At 58.6% G+C, this 16,174-nt stretch carries 13 protein-coding genes; 6 read left to right on the plus strand and 7 right to left on the minus strand.

Annotation, left to right across the window (positions count from 1 at the left end; translation table 11 throughout):
• The first annotated feature begins 65 nt into the window (after positions 1-65).
• The 5 genes from BK658_RS00695 (at position 66) to BK658_RS00715 (ending at position 6,683) form a co-directional block, all read left to right on the plus strand.
• Complete coding sequence (locus BK658_RS00695; RefSeq protein ID WP_071553958.1) at positions 66-407, plus strand: helix-turn-helix domain-containing protein; 342 nt, start codon at positions 66-68, stop codon at positions 405-407.
• Complete coding sequence (locus tag BK658_RS00700) at positions 404-775, plus strand: hypothetical protein (RefSeq protein WP_019693066.1); 372 nt, start codon at positions 404-406, stop codon at positions 773-775. Before BK658_RS00695 ends, BK658_RS00700 begins: the two co-directional genes overlap by 4 nt.
• Entirely contained in the window at positions 776-1,177 is a 402-nt protein-coding gene (locus tag BK658_RS00705) for an SEL1-like repeat protein (protein ID WP_123580256.1), read from the plus strand.
• A 229-nt stretch (positions 1,178-1,406) separates the two neighbouring features.
• Positions 1,407-6,272 carry an RHS repeat-associated core domain-containing protein gene (locus tag BK658_RS00710; protein WP_123580258.1) on the plus strand — a complete coding sequence of 1,622 codons (4,866 nt, stop codon included), beginning with the start codon at positions 1,407-1,409 and terminating at the stop codon, positions 6,270-6,272.
• A 3-nt stretch (positions 6,273-6,275) separates the two neighbouring features.
• Positions 6,276-6,683, plus strand: a complete 408-nt coding sequence (locus BK658_RS00715; protein WP_123580260.1) for a hypothetical protein — start codon at positions 6,276-6,278, stop codon at positions 6,681-6,683.
• 23 nt (positions 6,684-6,706) lie between these two features.
• Here BK658_RS00715 and BK658_RS00720 read toward each other — a convergent pair whose 3' ends face one another.
• Positions 6,707-8,482, minus strand: a complete 1,776-nt coding sequence (locus BK658_RS00720; protein ID WP_123580262.1) for a bifunctional diguanylate cyclase/phosphodiesterase — start codon at positions 8,480-8,482, stop codon at positions 6,707-6,709.
• A 127-nt stretch (positions 8,483-8,609) separates the two neighbouring features.
• Positions 8,610-10,697 (minus strand): carboxy terminal-processing peptidase, encoded by a 2,088-nt coding sequence (locus BK658_RS00725; protein WP_185019757.1) that lies wholly within the window; start codon positions 10,695-10,697, stop codon positions 8,610-8,612.
• Positions 10,698-10,917: 220 nt separating this feature from the next.
• Here BK658_RS00725 and BK658_RS00730 point away from each other — a divergent pair, with 220 nt between their 5' ends.
• Positions 10,918-11,880, plus strand: coding sequence for a zinc-binding dehydrogenase (locus BK658_RS00730; RefSeq protein ID WP_123580266.1), 963 nt, complete (start codon positions 10,918-10,920; stop codon positions 11,878-11,880).
• A 115-nt stretch (positions 11,881-11,995) separates the two neighbouring features.
• On the opposite strand, the gene BK658_RS00735 is transcribed toward BK658_RS00730, so the two are convergent.
• From BK658_RS00735 to BK658_RS00755, 5 genes are read right to left on the minus strand one after another with little or no spacing between them, the layout of a single operon-like run.
• Complete coding sequence (locus tag BK658_RS00735) at positions 11,996-12,649, minus strand: HAD family hydrolase (protein WP_123580268.1); 654 nt, start codon at positions 12,647-12,649, stop codon at positions 11,996-11,998.
• Positions 12,650-12,692: 43 nt separating this feature from the next.
• Entirely contained in the window at positions 12,693-13,697 is a 1,005-nt protein-coding gene (locus tag BK658_RS00740; RefSeq protein WP_123580270.1) for an ABC transporter ATP-binding protein, read from the minus strand.
• Positions 13,694-14,494, minus strand: coding sequence for an ABC transporter permease (locus tag BK658_RS00745; RefSeq protein ID WP_123580272.1), 801 nt, complete (start codon positions 14,492-14,494; stop codon positions 13,694-13,696). The genes BK658_RS00740 and BK658_RS00745 overlap by 4 nt, the downstream gene beginning before the upstream one ends.
• Positions 14,481-15,326 (minus strand): ABC transporter permease, encoded by an 846-nt coding sequence (locus BK658_RS00750; RefSeq protein ID WP_123580274.1) that lies wholly within the window; start codon positions 15,324-15,326, stop codon positions 14,481-14,483. Before BK658_RS00750 ends, BK658_RS00745 begins: the two co-directional genes overlap by 14 nt.
• Complete coding sequence (locus BK658_RS00755) at positions 15,323-16,129, minus strand: alkaline phosphatase family protein (RefSeq protein ID WP_123580276.1); 807 nt, start codon at positions 16,127-16,129, stop codon at positions 15,323-15,325. Before BK658_RS00755 ends, BK658_RS00750 begins: the two co-directional genes overlap by 4 nt.
• Positions 16,130-16,174 lie beyond the last annotated feature (45 nt).

Consider the following 16,174-nt stretch of genomic DNA (forward strand, 5'->3'; position numbering starts at 1 on the left):
TGTTAGGATTACACTTCTAAGGAAAAGTGCTGACTCGCTAAGTGTTGTTGTCCTACGGGGTAGTCATGGATATTCAGATAATTGCACGTGATGGCGAACCCGAATATGCGGTTCTGCCGTGGGCTCAGTATCAAGCGTTATTGAAAGCAGCAGGCGTCACTGAACAACCACCGCGTGAAGCGACAGTCCGTCACGCGGCCACAGCAGACCAGGTTCTTCCGGGTCTGGATCAACTACGCAGTTTGCGCGAAGGGAAGGGCATCGCCATTGAGGCGCTGGCCCGCACGGTAGGCATCAGTCCGTCTTACCTGGCCTTGATCGAAAGTGGCGAGCGTCAGCCTGACGCAGCGATTCGCCGCAGCCTGGCTTGGGAATTGACGGTGCCGGGATGGAGGGATGAATCGTGAGCGTACGCATCAGTCGTCAGCATTGGGACGGTTTAATCGGCGAGCTGGATCAGGCCCGTCGCCAGCGTCATCTTTTGACTTATCGTGCTTTGCTTGAGCGTTTGCAGTTGCCAAGCCCGGCCATGCAAACCCTGACTGCCGCGCTTGAGCACCTGGCAGCTCTGGATGCGCGGGCCGAGCAGCCGCTGCGCAGCTCGCTGGTCATCAGCCAGGGCGCTAGCCGTCTGCCGCGCACCGGGTTCTTCGAATGCGTCGAACGACTGGGGCGTTTCTCCGGGCCTTCCGATGGCGTGGCTGCCGCGTCCTGGCATGCGTCGGAAGTGGTACGGGTGTTTGAGTACGAATACCCCGAATCTGCGGAGGCCTGAATGCTCTGGCGACTCAAGGCCCGTGCCAGTTACTGGCTGGCACGCAGGCTGTTTCATTGGTCATGGTTTGTCCGCCAGCCACGCGGCTGGAGCTGGCTTGAAGGCCAGTTCGCGCGCATGGCGAACCTTGGTGATGTCGGTGCGCAAAGCTTCTATGGCCACATCCTGACGTTCCGTGGCCAAGGTCTCGGTGCCCGTGAAGAAGGCGTACGTTTGTTGCGCCTTGCCGCATTGGCGGGGGACGGTAAAGCAGCGTATCAGGTCGGGGTGATCAGCCTTGCCGGAACACCGAGCAAGGCCCCTGACGCTGCCGAGGCGGCGCGTTGGTGGCAGATAGCGGCCAAAGCCGGACATCCGCTGGCCGAGATCAAGCTCAAGGAACTGGCGGCACGTAATGCTTGACGACCACACTCGCACCGGCTGATCCGGTTTGCCCGCGATCGCGGATAAGCCACTTTCCTACAGACGTTTGTAAATTATTCGCCCATCAAGCAGTGCCCGTTCTGCTTGATTGAGCCATTCCCTTCGCTTTAACGAAATACCCTACATCATCCTCCGTTTGTCCTGACTTCATTCCCCGCGCAATCCCCGCACAGTCTCGCGTCCCACAGCGACCGCGCGAAGATTGAGAATGCTCGATCCAAAAAAACTGCAGGCCTTGAACACTGCCATTGGCCATCTGGTCATTGCTGCGCTGAACCCGAAAAGCCCGGACATTGAAGCCGTCTTCAATGACTTTCGGCACTGCCTCGGTGACTACGATTCCTGGGCCGAAAGTTTCTGGACGGGCGCAGCGCTGGATGTCGAGCAGGTGTTCAAGGTCGGCAACGACGTCAGCCTCAGCACACCGAAAAACTCGACCACTCCGATCAGCGCCACCGTTGCGTCCTGTCCGGCCGGCGGATCGTTGACCCTTGTGCATATGTTCGAGGCTGCGCGTTTCGTGCCGATCGGCAATACCCCGGTGATGCTCGAAGTATTGATCGACGGGCCGGGCGGGGATGAGGTCGTCGGCGAGCCGGTCCACGCAATGATCGGCCCCAGCGGCATCCTCGAAGTCCCCGAATGCTGGCGTGGCCAGCGTCACCGAATAACCTTTTACCCCAACGTCTCTCAAGACCACGTCAAGGCGCTCTACGCCTCTTATCAAACCACCATTACAGAGCTTGAAGACTGGCTGCGAAGCGAGTGGACGAACGAGTTTCAACCATTGTGGGCAAGCTTTTCACAAAGCGGGTTTATCGAGCGCTACAACGCGTTGCAGCAGGCTGATCAACGGGGTGTTGAAAGCGCCTTGCTCGACGTCTGGGATGACATTCAGCAGCTCTATCAGTTGCTGGCCGACCTGCAAGCCAATAGTGAAAAGCTCCTTGAGTACCTGACCCAGGCCGAGCTCGAGACCTTGCTCAACGCTTCCACAGAAGCGATTGCCAATGGCTTGCTGGTGCTCAGTGATGAACCGTTGCTGTTCATCTATCTGGCGGCCATCACCAGTTGGTTGCGGATGCTGCCGCCGCAGTATGAAGCCGAAGTGATGGCGGAGATTCGCACAGGCGTGCTGATCGGATTGCTCCTGGCTTGCGTGACCGGACCGATGGGCTTTGGGGCGGGTGTGGGCGCCAAAGTGCTGGGGAAGATCAAGTCGCAGCGTGCTCGACAGTGGCTGGCAGCCTTGAGCATCCGACTGGCGCAAGTGTCGAGCAATCAGCGTTTCAACAGTCACGCCGATTCGCTCAAGCCGCTGATGGTGAATGCCCGGAAGGCGTCGCTGGCGCCCACACCCCGAGGGCCGCTGAAGATTGCCCCCGGCGAAGCGTTGACCCTTTACGTGAAAAATCCAGCGGCCATCGCCCGCGACAAGTCTGGGCCCAAGACCCGCCTGAGCAAGCAGGAGCATCACGACAACGCCCCGGATCAGGCGAAAAACCCCAAGGGTGACAGTGCCGACTGCGCCGCACTGACTTGCACCAACGGCTGTCCGGTGTCGATGGTCACTGGTGAAGAGCTGCTGACCCTCACCGATGGCGAACTCGACGGTGTGCTGCCGTTTGCCTTCACCCGGTTGTACCGCACCAGTGCAGTGGAGATCGACAGCGGATTGGGCTTTGGCTGGAGCCATTCGCTGGCGCACCGCCTGGAAATCGATGGCGACAACGTCGTTTGGATCGACCACGAAAACCGCCACACGCGCTTCCCGAGACCCAACGCCGAGCGTCCGGCGATCCATAACAGTTTGTCCCGTGCAGCGATTTATCTGGGCGACGATGCCGATGAACTGATCCTCGCCCAAGCCGGTGAAGTGACACGGTTCTACCATTTTCGTGACGGTAACCTCACGGCCATCAGCGACCCTTACAACAACCGCCTACGTATCACCCGCGATCGCCAGGCGCGGATCAAACGTCTGGACAACGGCGCGGGTCGTGCCTTGCTGTTGTGTTACGACCGGCGACATCTGATCGCCGTCGACTATCAAGTCTATCGTGCGGCTGCGAGTGTCGATGAAGCCTGGCAGACCGAGCAAACGCTAGTCGCCTATCGCTATGACGACTGCCATCGGCTGATCGAAGCCATCAACGCCGCAGGCGAAAGCGAGCGTTACGACTACGACAATCAGGCGGTGATTCTCCAGCGGCAACTGGCCGGCGGCGCGAGTTTTTTCTGGGAGTGGGAGCGCGAAGGCAAAGCCGCCCGATGCGTGCGGCACTGGGCGAGTTTTGCGCAGATGGATGCACGTTATGCCTGGGACGATAACGGCAGCGTCACGCTGCACAACGCCGATGGCAGCGAAGAGGTTTACGTCCACGACCATCAGGCCCGGCTGGTGCGCAAGGTCGAGCCGGACGGTGCCGAACACCTCAAGGCTTACGACGACAACGGTCAGTTGGTGGCCGAGAAAGATCCCCTCGGCGGCGTCACCCAATACACCTATAACGACGCTGGGCGGTTGCTGGCGGTCATTCCGCCAGAAGACGAACCGATTTACTACGAGTATCACAACGGTTTCGTTCGGGTGATGCGTCGGGGCAAGGCGCGTTGGAAGTACCAGCGAAACATCCAGGGTGATATCACCGAACAAGTCGACCCTGATGGGCATATCACCCATCACCAATACGATGATCGCGGCCGATTGCTGTCGATCCGCTATCCGGATAACAGTTGTCACCTCCTTGTCTGGAACAACCTCGGGCAACTGACCGAAGAGCAACTGCCGGACGGTGGTCGGCGGTGTTTCGCTTACGACGCATTGGGCCGGCTAAGCCGTCGTCAGGACGCACAGGGTGCGGTCACCCGGTATCAATGGGACGTTCTCGGCCGGCTGATCCAGACCACTTTGCCTGGAGGTGTCACCCGCGCCTTCAGCTACAACGCTTACGGAAAACTCATCGCCGAACGCGATGAGTCGGGCCAGGTCACGCGCTACGAATACGCCGATGACCTGCACCTGGTCAGCCGTCGGATCAACGCCGACGGCAGCCAGTTGCTCTATCGCTACGACAACGCACGGCTATTGCTCAGCGAAATCGAAAACGAAGTGGGCGAGAAGTATCAGCTGGCGTACGGCGCCAACGGACTGATCGAGCAAGAAACCGGTTTCGATGGTCGGCGTACCGCGTACCGCTATGACCTCAACGGCCATCTGCTGGAGAAAACCGAATTTGGCGATGACGGCTCAACGCTGATTACCGCTTACCAGCGCGATGCGGCGGGGCGCTTGCTGGTCAAGACCTTACCCGATGGCCAGAAGGTCGACTATCGCTACGACAGCCTTGGTCGTCTGGTCAGCGTCGATGACGGTCGCGACCACCCGCTGGAGTTCGAGTACGACCAGCAAGACCGACTGATCACTGAGCATCAGGGCTGGGGCACACTGCGTTATCGCTACAACGCTTGCGGTCAACTCGATCACCTGCGCCTGCCGGATAACAGCACACTCGACTACCACCACGCCAAGGGCGGCGCGCTCAGCGCTATCGACCTCAACGGCACGCGGCTGACCACGCACGTCTTTGACGCGGGACGCGAGCGGCAACGCCAGCAGGGCCAACTGCTCAGTCGGTATCACTACGATGAACAGGGTCGATTGCACGCCCACGCGGTTTCTCATGCTGAGCAGCCACGCTATCGCCGCGATTACGCCTACAGCGCCAATGGCAACCTCGACTTCATTGCCGACAGTCGTCACGGCCAGCGCAACTATCACTACGATCTGCTGAACCGCCTGGTTCGCGTCCGCCACTCTCGCGATCCACAGCAGGAGAGCTTCGCCCATGACCCTGCCGGCAACCTGCAGATGCAGGATCGTCCGGGGCTGGCGACGATCAAGGGCAACCGCCTGCTGTTGCAAGGCGACCGCCATTACGACTACGACGCCTTCGGCAACCTCATCCGCGAACGCCGTGGCACCGCGCAGAAACTCGTCACTGAATACCGCTACGACTGCCAGCACCGGTTGATCGGCGTCACGCTGCCGGATGGCAGAACCGCCAGCTACCGCTATGACGCTTTCGGTCGGCGCATCGGCAAAACCGTTGATGGCCACACCACCGGGTTTTTCTGGCAAGGCGAGCAACTGATCGCCGAACACAGCCGCGAGCATCACCGCAGCTACGTCTATGAACCCGGCAGCTTCCGCCCGCTGGCCCTGCTTGACGGCTTCGGCCCACGCAAAACCTGCCCGTTCTACTACCAACTCGATCATCTCGGCACCCCGCAAGAGCTTACCGACTACAGCGGCGAAATCGTCTGGTCGGCGACCTACAAGGCCTATGGAAAACTCGCCAGCCTGCAGCACTTTGGCGAAGAACAGCTTGAGCAGCCGTTGCGCTTTCAGGGGCAGTATTTCGATACTGAATCAGGACTGCACTACAACCGGCATCGCTACTACAATCCGGACATCGGCCGCTACCTGACGCCGGACCCGAGCAAGCTGGCGGGTGGGATTAACGGGTATCAGTACACTCCGAATCCGACGGGGTGGGTGGATCCGTTGGGCTTGAACACTTGTCCGGGTGGGGATGGATGCAAGCCGACGGGTGGTGGTGAGGATCCGGCGGGGAAGGCGCGGGTTGACGAGGGTGATCCGGCGTTCCCAAGTCACAAACCAAAAAATGGTTACTTGTTTCGAGGTGATAGTAGAGAGCCTTGGGAAATTTTTGATGACGGCTTCCAACCTTTAGGTGACAGCATTGATCTTTACTTGCATGCAATGGATAACAGAAGCCCTCCGAGTTTTTTTGTAAGTACCACAAAGATACCAAAGGAGGCGGTCAAATTCGCTACGGGTTATGGGCTTGAGCCAGGTTTCATCTATGTATTGAAAAAAGTTCCGGGAATTGATGTTAATAAGAAATTAGGCCTGATGTCTCCTCATAGAAAGGAGTCCGAAGTGGCTATTCCAGGCGGGATAAATGCTAAAGACATTGTTGGGGTTACACCTATAAATGCGGATGGAAGCCATGTTGGTTATTCAGTGTTGAATCCGAATAGAGAGTGAGATATGACCGTCAAAGAAATTTTTATAAGTGATGATGGAGTCGTTGAGTCTGCTACGGTAGATTTTGATAGAAAAAAATCAGAACTGACGTTTGCCATGTCGAACGGGTTCAAAAAAACCTACGCAGCGTACGATTTGTACGCTTGTCTTGGATTAGTAAGAAAGGACTTTCCAAACAAAAAGTTTTTATGTAAGGGAGCGAAACTCAACGTCCATCCTTCTTCGATGTCTTCACAAATGTCGTGCGGGCTAGTGGCGTATGAGCTTCGTTGGGGAATATCAACCGAGGATGAAGATATGGTGAGAATATTCGACTACGAAGAAAATGATCTGGCGAGCAATATCGAAGAGCAGCATGATTATTATCGGCGCTGGATGAGTTCGTTAGGTGCAAGTAAAATAGACGAGTAATTTGTTTGCGAGCGCTACAGGTCCTACAAACTATGCAGTTGAGGCGCCAACCCCAAACTATCAATCACATAAATGCTCCCCCCCTGCACATTCTTCGCATGATGCTTGGCCTGTGAGGCCATTTCTGCGAGTTGGTTGGCGTCGAGTTGTCCGCAGGCCTGCGGGTGTAGATGCACCACGCCAATCGACAGCGACAGCAGTGCAAATTCCTGGCGGACGCCCTGACGATTAGGCGCGATGAAGCAGCCGGCTTCCAGGTGTTCGCTGCGGTAGAAACGTCGGCATTGGCTGTGGAAGTCCTCGAGCAACTGGTTCAGGCGCTTGCGCCAGTCTTCCGGGCCGAGGACCAGCAGGAAATCATCGCCGCCGATATGGCCGACGAAGTCGCGGCTGGGGTCGACGCGGTCGTTCAGGCATTGCGCCAGGCACAGCAGGACTTCGTCGCCGCGGCCGTAGCCGTAGATATCGTTGAAAGGCTTGAAACTGTCGATGTCGACATAGCAGATCACTGACTCGCGGCTTTGTTGCAATAGCCGGGTCAGGCACTGCTGGATCGGCACGTTTCCCGGCAACAGGGTCAGCGGGTTGGCGTAGCGGGCTTGCTGGATTTTCAGTTCGGTAATCAGTTTGAGCACGTCGATCACCCGCCCCAGGCCCAGATAGCCGCCGTTGAGGGTGATGATGAAATCCTCTTCGATGCGCTGCCGGGCACGGCTGGTGATCAGCCGGCTGACCTGTTGCAGCGACTGGCTGAGCTCGACGGCGAGGAAGTCATCGCTCATCAGCCGGCTGATCGGCTTGCGCGCGAACAGATCGGTGGCAAACGGCTTGAGCAGCGCATCGGACAGCGAATGACGGTGGACGATGCCACAGGGCTGACCGAGTTCGTCGAGCACTGCCAGCGAGTTCAGGTTGGCCTGACGACGGAAGGCTTCCAGCACGTCAGCGGTCGGGGTATCGCGGTCCACCGCCGGATGCTCGTTGAGCAGGGCGCTGAGGTCACTGCCTTCATCGTTGAGCGCCACTGCGCTGCTGTCGTGTTTGGGCATCATCGTCCGGGCGTCCCTTGGCGGGTGCTCCTGCGGACGGCACAACAGATAGCCCTGCACCAGGTCGACCCCCATCTCGGTCAACACCGCGAGTTCTTCCGGTAGTTCGATACCTTCGGCAATGACTTGTGCCCGCGAAGCTTTGGCGATCTGCAGGATCGAGCCGACGAATTCGCGCTTGAGCGCGTCCTGATGAATGCCATCGATAAAATGCCGGTCGATCTTCACATAGTCCGGACGCAGTTCTGACCAGAGCCGCAGGCTCGAATACCCGGCGCCCAGGTCATCCAGTGCAATCGAAAAACCCATGGCACGGTAGTGATGCAATGCATTTTGCAGCAACTGAAAGTCGTCGGTCGGGGTTTGCTCGGTCAGCTCGATCACCACCTGGCTTGGCGGAATGCCGAAATCCTGGAGCATTTGCAAGGTTCTACCCGGTTGATGGCCGGCTTCGAGCAACGATTCGGGAGAGACGTTGAGAAAGAGCTTGCCCGGTAACTGCTGTTCATTGAAGCGGCGGCAGGCGCTGTGTCGGCAGGCCATTTCCAGTTCGCTGAGACGGCCAGCCTGGCGAGCCACGGCGAATAACGCGATGGGCGAATGCAGAGGGCTGTTGGAGGGACCGCGACTGAGGGCTTCATAGCCGAGGATGCGTCGTTCGGACAGTGAAACGATCGGCTGGAACAGACTGTGCAAACCACTTTGAGCCAGGATTGAACTCAAGGCACTCAGCTGTTCGGTCGTGGTCATGGCGATCTCTGGCGATAAAAAAAGGACTGGGCCCGCTCTTTTTCAGAGAGCGTGCCCAGTCCTTTATTTCACGACAGAATGATGACTGTTTGATGACGATCCGGGGATCGTCAGCATTAAATTGCCATCACTTTTTGTTGCTGGCGACCGCGGTGTTCAGCTTCAAGTAATCCAGGAGGATCCGCCCGGTTTCGCTCAGGTAGGCATCATCTTCTGGTTTGGTCTTGTCCGGTTCGGCCGCGATGGCGTCTTCGTCTTCTTTCTTCAGTTCCTTGAGCGGCTCTTCGCCTTTGGCCTTGCGGCGGATGTTTTCCATCACCAGCTGCTTGGCTTCGATATCGGCGTGTTGCGCGCGACGCTCGGCTTCATTGAGGCTGACGGTTTTTTCCGCCATCAGCTTCTGGGCCAGTGCCAGTTTGTCGCGAATGAACACAAACTCCGCGTCCTTGGCCGAACGGGTGTCATGCTCGGACTTGAGCTGTGCCAGGTACGGTTTGAACGGGTCGACAGCCGGCTTGATGGCCGCGCGAATGGTGTCCCACGGCATGGACTCCGGCAGGGCGCTCTCGCCGATTTCCTTGGTGTCGATGATCGACGGGAAGTCGACATCCGGCAGCACGCCCTGATGCTGGGTGCTCTGCCCGGAAACCCGGTAGAACTTGGCCAGTGTCAGTTTCAGCTCGCCATGGTTCAGCGGCTGGATGGTTTGCACGGTGCCTTTGCCGAAGGTCTGGCCGCCGATGATCAGCGCACGGTGGTAGTCCTGCATGGCGCCGGCAAAAATCTCCGAAGCCGAAGCAGACAGACGGTTGACCAGCAACGCCATCGGGCCTTTGTAGAAGGCGCCCGGGCTTTCGTCTTCCAGTACATCGACCCGGCCGTCGGCGTTACGCACCAGCACGGTCGGACCTTTGTCGATGAACAGGCTGGTCAGCTCGGTGGCCTCCTGCAAGGAACCGCCGCCGTTATTGCGCAAATCGATGACCACACCGTCGACCTTGTCTTTTTGCAGTTCGGTCAGCAGCTTCTTGACGTCGCGGGTGGTGCTCTTGTAATCCGGATCACCGGCGCGGAACGCCTTGAAGTCCAGGTAGAAGGCCGGGATCTCGATGACGCCGAGCTTGTAGTCCTTGCCGTCCTGTTTGAGGTTGAGGACCGACTTCTTCACCGCCTGATCTTCAAGCTTTACCGCTTCGCGGGTGATCGAGACGATCTTGGTGGTCTGGTCGTTTGGCGCATTGCTGGCCGGGATCACTTCCAGGCGTACCACAGTGCCTTTCGGTCCACGGATCAGCTTGACCACTTCGTCCAGGCGCCAACCGACGACGTCGACCATTTCTTTACTGCCTTGGGCAACGCCGATGATCTTGTCGGCCGGTGCAACCTGTTTGGTCTTGTCCGCCGGGCCTGCTGGTACCAGGCGCACGACTTTCACCTGGTCGTTATCGCTCTGCAATACGGCGCCGATGCCTTCCAGCGACAGGCTCATGTTGATGTCGAAGTTCTCCGCGTTATCCGGTGACAGATAGTTGGTGTGCGGGTCATAGGACATGGCGAAGTTATTGATGTACGCCTGGAAGATGTCTTCCGGACGGGTCTGGTCCAGGCGCGACAACTGATTTTTGTAGCGCTTGGTCAGGGTTTCCTGAATCTGTTTGGGGTCTTTGCCGGCGATCTTCATCCGCAGCACTTCGTCCTTGACGCGTTTGCGCCACAGGTCGTCGAGCTCGGCAGTGGTCTTGAGCCACGGGGCGTCCTTGCGATCGATCAGCAAGGTTTCCCTGGTGGTGAAGTCCATCTTGTCGACGCCTTTGTTCAGCTCGACCAAGGCGAAGTCCAGACGCGCTTTGACGCGGTCCAGATAGCGCTTGTAAATCGTGAACCCGGCGTTCAGGTCACCGCTTTTGAGGAACTCGTCAAACTGGTTTTTCCATTTGTCGAATTCGGCAATGTCGCTGGCCATGAAATAACTGCGCGACGGATCGAGCAGCTTCAGGTAGCTGTCGTAGATGATCGCGGAACGCGCGTTATCGAGCGGCGGCTTGCTGTAATGGTGGCGCTTGAGCAACTCGACGACGTTAAGGCTGGCAATCACCTCGTCACGATCGGGCTGAAGGTTGTCCCAGCTATTGGCTGCGAACGTAGTGGGCGACAGCGACAAGCTGCCCAGGCCAATGAAAAGCGCGAGTGCGGTGCTGGGGAACAAATGCTTCATGCTGATTCGACGCGGGGGCAATTGATAACGCATATTAGGCCGTCTTTAAAGTCGCCGGTTCCACAAGGCTCTACGCAAACTGCTCTCGCATCGATCATGCTGGGTTGAAACAGCCTGATCATCACTCGGTGAGTTTTCGTACGACCTTGGGCCGGTCGCATAATGCAAAAAACCCGGCGCTACAGCATCGGGCTCAGTCCAGACTCACTATGGAGGCACTGTGAAAGCATTGCAAGGCGTTGAAGGTCGAGTGGAGTGGGTTGAAGAGCCCAGTCCGACGTGTGACGTAGGACAAGTTCGCATTCGAGTGGCGGCAGCGGGCCTCAATCGAGCTGATTTATTGCAGAAGGCAGGGCTCTATCCGCCACCACCGGGAGCCAGTCAGGTGCTGGGCCTTGAGTGTTCAGGCGTGATCAGCGAGGTCGGCGCAGGGTCGTCCTGGCAGGTCGGAGACCGGGTCTGCGCACTGCTGGCGGGCGGCGGGATGGCCGAAGAAGTGGTGGTCGATGGCCGTCATGTATTGCCTGCGCCTGAAGGTTTGTCGCTGGTCGAAGCGGCAGCGTTGCCCGAGGTCTACAGCACCGCCTGGCTGAATTTATTCCAATTGGCTGCGCTCAAACCGGGTGAGAAAGTTCTCCTGCACGCCGGGGCAAGTGGGGTTGGTTCAGCTGCCATTCAGCTATGCAAGGCGTTCGGCAACCCGTGTTGGGTCAGCGTCGGTTCGGCGGATCGGCTGGCCTACTGCGAAGCGCTGGGTGCGCAAGGCGGGGTGGTGCGCACTGATGGGCTGGACGGTTTGCGTGACCTGGGACCGTTCGATGTGATCCTCGACCCGGTCGGCGCCAACTATGCCGCGCTGAACCTGAAGTTACTGGCGCTCGACGGTCGTTGGGTGTTGATCGGCTTGATGGGCGGCCGTGAAGCGCCGCTGGATCTGGCGCAGGTGCTGGCCAAACGGATTCAACTGTTGGGTTCGACCCTGCGCAGCCGCGACGATCAGTTCAAGGCCGATCTGTTGAGTGACCTACGCCTGCATGTCTGGTCGCTGTTCGCCGAAGGGCGCCTGAGCCCGCAACTGGCCAGGACCTTCCCGATCAAGGACGCTGAAGCGGCATTCGCCGAGCTTGCGACTAATCGGGTGTCGGGCAAGTTGGTGCTGGTGATTGACGAAAGCCTGAACTAAAGGGCTTCACTGAACCTGTGGGAGCGAGCCTGCTCGCGATTCAGGCGACGCGGTCTACCTGTGAGACCGCGTTATCGTTCATCGCGAGCAGGCTCGCTCCCACAATGGTTCTCGGTTACTTCCAGATGTGGATCGGCCAACCGGCCTTTTCGGCATGTTCGAGCAGCACCGGATCCGGATTGACCACATGCGGATAGTCGACTTTGATCAGCAACGGCAGATCGTTGCGTGAGTCCGAATAGAAACTTGCGCCTTCAAGGTTCTCCTCTTCGGCGTCCAGCCATTCCAGTAAGCGAGTGATCTTGCCTTCGCGATAGGTCAGGGTGCCAACCGTATTGCCGCTATAAACCCCATGCTTCACTTCCAGCTCGATGCCAAGAATCTCATCGATGCCCAGGCGTTCGGCGATGGGTTTGACCAGGTGCGTGCCGGAGGCGGAGATCACCAGAATCCGGTCGCCAGCCTTGCGATGCTCGGCGATGGCTTTGCAGGCGTCACTGAAGATGATCGGTTCGATCACGTCCTCGACCCACGGCGCCACAAGGTGCTCGACTTCTTCCGGGGTGCGTCCGGCCATCGGTTCCAGGCTGAAGGCCATGTAGTCCTCCATGGCCAGGTGGCCCCTGCCGTAGGAATCCATCAATTCCTTGTCGCGGCGCAGGAACGATTCGCCGTCGACCCAACCGAGGCGGACCATCTGCTCGCTCCACAGCGAGGCGCAGTCGCCGTGGATCAGGGTTTCATCCAGATCAAAAATTGCCAAGGCCATCAGCGCAGCTCTCTCTTTAACATCAGTGTGCACAGCGAAAACATCAGGCTACCTCACACAGGGCTGTCGGATCGATGGAAAGTGCCAGACGTTGACCATCGGCATGCAGGTCAGCCGCCGAACGGTTCAGTACGTCCACCACCAGTTCAACGCCGCGAGCCTCGACCCGATAGCGGATCACGTTGCCCAGCAGGCTGTGGCTGCGGATAAGCGCGTCCGGCTCGCCATTGCGACTCAGCTCGATGGCTTCCGGGCGAATCGCGATGCGGCCATTGATCGGGCGTTGCAGCAGCCTGCTGGCGCTGGCGGCGTCGAGCAGGTTGTAGTTGCCGATGAAGCCGGCGGCAAACACATCGACCGGTGCGGTGTAGAGGGTTTCAGCGTCGCCGCTCTGGACGATCTTGCCCTGGTTCATCAGGAAGATCCGGTCGGACATGGTCAGGGCTTCTTCCTGATCGTGCGTCACGAAAATCGTGGTCAGCCCCAGCTCGCGCTGGATCTGCCGGATCTGCTCACGCAGGTGTTTGCGGATCCGTGCGTCCAGCGCCGACAGCGGTTCATCGAGCAGCAGCAGGCGCGGTCGGGTCACCAGCGAGCGGGCGAGGGCCACGCGCTGGCATTGGCCGCCAGACAGTTGATGCGGATAGCGGCTGGCAAAGTCGGTCAGTTCCACCAATTGCAACACTTCGAGCACGCGCTTGCGGCTGTCGTCGGCGTTGACCTTCTGCATGCGCAAACCGAAGGCGACGTTCTGCTCCACGGTCATGTTGGGGAACAGTGCATAACTTTGGAATACCATGCCGATTCCGCGTTTCTGCGGGCTCAGCGGCACCAGGTCATGGCCGTCGAGCAGGATCTTGCCGCCATCCACGGCGGTCAGCCCGGCGATGCAGCGCAGCAGGGTCGACTTGCCGCAACCGGACGGGCCGAGCAGGGTGACGAACTCGCCTTTCTGGATTTCGCAGTTGATGTCGCTGAACACCGGAGTGCCGGCGGAGCCTGTTTGCGAGTAGCTTTTTTGCAGGTGTTGGACGCTGACATAGCTCATTGGCTTTTGTCCTTGTTCAAGATATTGGCAGCCCAGGTCAGAACCAGCACAAAGAAAAAGTAGGAAATCACCAGCGCGCTGGTGAAGTGACCGCTGCTGTTACGCATGTTATTGAGGTAGACCTGCAGGGTTTCATAACGCGTGCCGACGAGGATGTTGGCGAATACGAACTCACCGAAAAGGAACGAGAACGACAGCAGCAACGCGACCATCAAACCTTTGCGCAGGTTCGGCAGCACCACCAGGAACGCTGCTTGCCAGGTGCTGGCACCGAGCAGTTGGGCGGAGTCCATCAGGTCGCTCAGGTTGATCGCTTGCAGGTTGTTGGTGATCGCCCGGTACATGAACGGCAGCGCCACGGTGAAGTAGCAACCGACCAGAATCCACGGCGTACCGACCATCGCGAACGGTCCCGAACCGTAGAGCTGCAACAACCCCACCGAAGACACTACGGGTGGCACTGCGAACGGCAGCAGGATCAGGATGTTCATCAGCGCGTCGAGTTTCGGGAAGTGGTAATGCACCACGAACAGCAGTGGCAGAATCAGCACCACCGACAGAATCAGCGCACCCACGCAGACCAGCAGTGACTGGCCAAAGGCGTTGAGAAAACGCGGGTCGCTCCACAGCTGGATGTACCACTTGAAAGTAAAGCCGCTGGGCAGGACGGTGGCAGACCAACTGCTGGCAATCGAGTAGATCAGCGTCCCGGCCAGCGGCAGCAACAGAATGGCGAACAACAGATAAACCACGACCCGGTGATAGACACCGACGGGGCCCAGTTCAGCGCGAGACATGGTAGCTCCTCTTCAACAGCAACTGATGGACCACGGTCACCAGGGTCATCAACGTCACCAGCACAACGGCCAGGGCACTGGCCATGTTCGGGTCCAGGGAAATGTCGCCCGAAACCATCGCCGCGATGCGGATTGGCAGCACGTTGAAGTTACCGGTGGTCAGGGCATAGACCGTGGCATAGGCGCCGAGGGCGTTGGCCAGCAGGATCACGAAGGTGCCGAGCAAGGCCGGGGTCAGTACTGGCAAGCCGATGTGTCGCCAGAACTGCCAGCCATTGGCGCCGAGCAGGGACGCCGATTCGCGCCAGTCTTCACGCAGGGCGTCGAATGCCGGGTATAGCAGCAACACTCCGAGGGGAATCTGGAAGTAGGTGTAGAGGATGATCAACCCGGTTTTCGAGTACAGGTTGAAGTCCTGAATAATCCCGGCCTGCTTGAGCATGATGGTGAAACTGCCGTTGAACCCCAGCAGGATGATGAACGCAAAGGCCAGCGGGACACCGGCGAAGTTACTCGTCATGTTGGCGAAGGCGTTGACGAAGTTGCGCAGCTTCGAATCGACCCGGCGCAGCGAGTAACTGCCGAGGATTGCGATGACGATGCCGAACACGCTGGACCAGAAGCTGATCTCGAGGCTGTACTGGATCGCCTGCATGTAGAACTTCGAGCTGAAGATCTTGTTGAAGTTGGCCAGGCCCCAACCGAACTCTTCCGATTGCACACTGTTGATCAGCACCCAGCACAGCGGGGCGATCTGGAACACGATAAAGAAAATAGCGAAGGGCACCAGGCATAACGCCGCCAGCCACTTGCCACGGGTGATTGAATTCACTTGAGCAGCTCCCGACACACAGGTTTGTCGTGGGCAACACCCAGCAATTCGCAGACAGTGCCACACAGTTCAGTTTGTTTCGGGGCTGCGTCGGGATTGAAGCTGAAGGCATCACCGATGACGAACAGCGGTACTTCACGTTCTTCGGGCAGCAGGCCGTTGTGGGAACGGTCGTTGTTCATGCCGTGGTCGGCGGTCACCAGCACCTGATAGCCGGCGTCGAGCCAGCCTTGCAGGTAGTCGGCGAGAATGATGTCGGCCGAGCGGGCGCTGTTGCGGTATTGCGCAGTGCCGAGGCCGTGCTTGTGCCCGGCGTCGTCGATGTTCATGGGGTGAACCAGCAGAAAGTTCGGTGCATGGCGCAGACGCAGGTTCTCGGCGTCGGCGAACAGGTGCGAGTCGGGGTAGTGATCGGACCAGTAGAAATGCGCGTGCTGGATCGGCAGTTCAATGTTGTCGGTGTGGCGGTCGCGGGCAGCCATGAATGGCGAACGGTTATACAGTTCGCTGACCCAATGGTAGGCCGCAGCCGCGGTGCTAAGCCCGGCGGCGGTGGCGTAGTGGAACACGCTGCGCTGGTTGGACAGGCGTGACACGTTGTTGTGGACGATACCGCTATCGATCGGTGTGACGCCGGTCAGGATGCATTCGTAGAGCGGGCGCGACAGGGACGGCAGTTCGCATTCGAGTTTGTAGAGTGCTGCGCGTCTGGCGTTTACGTAGGCCTGCAAATGCCCCATGGCATGCCGCGCAACCTCGTAGTTCAGGCCGTCGAGCACCACAAGGATGACGTTGTGCTTCATGGGGGAGGGGACTCCGAAAAACAGAAATCTTGAATTCAACTCAAT

The sequence above is a fragment of the Pseudomonas brassicacearum genome (assembly GCF_003732175.1).
GTDB lineage: Bacteria > Pseudomonadota > Gammaproteobacteria > Pseudomonadales > Pseudomonadaceae > Aquipseudomonas > Aquipseudomonas brassicacearum_G.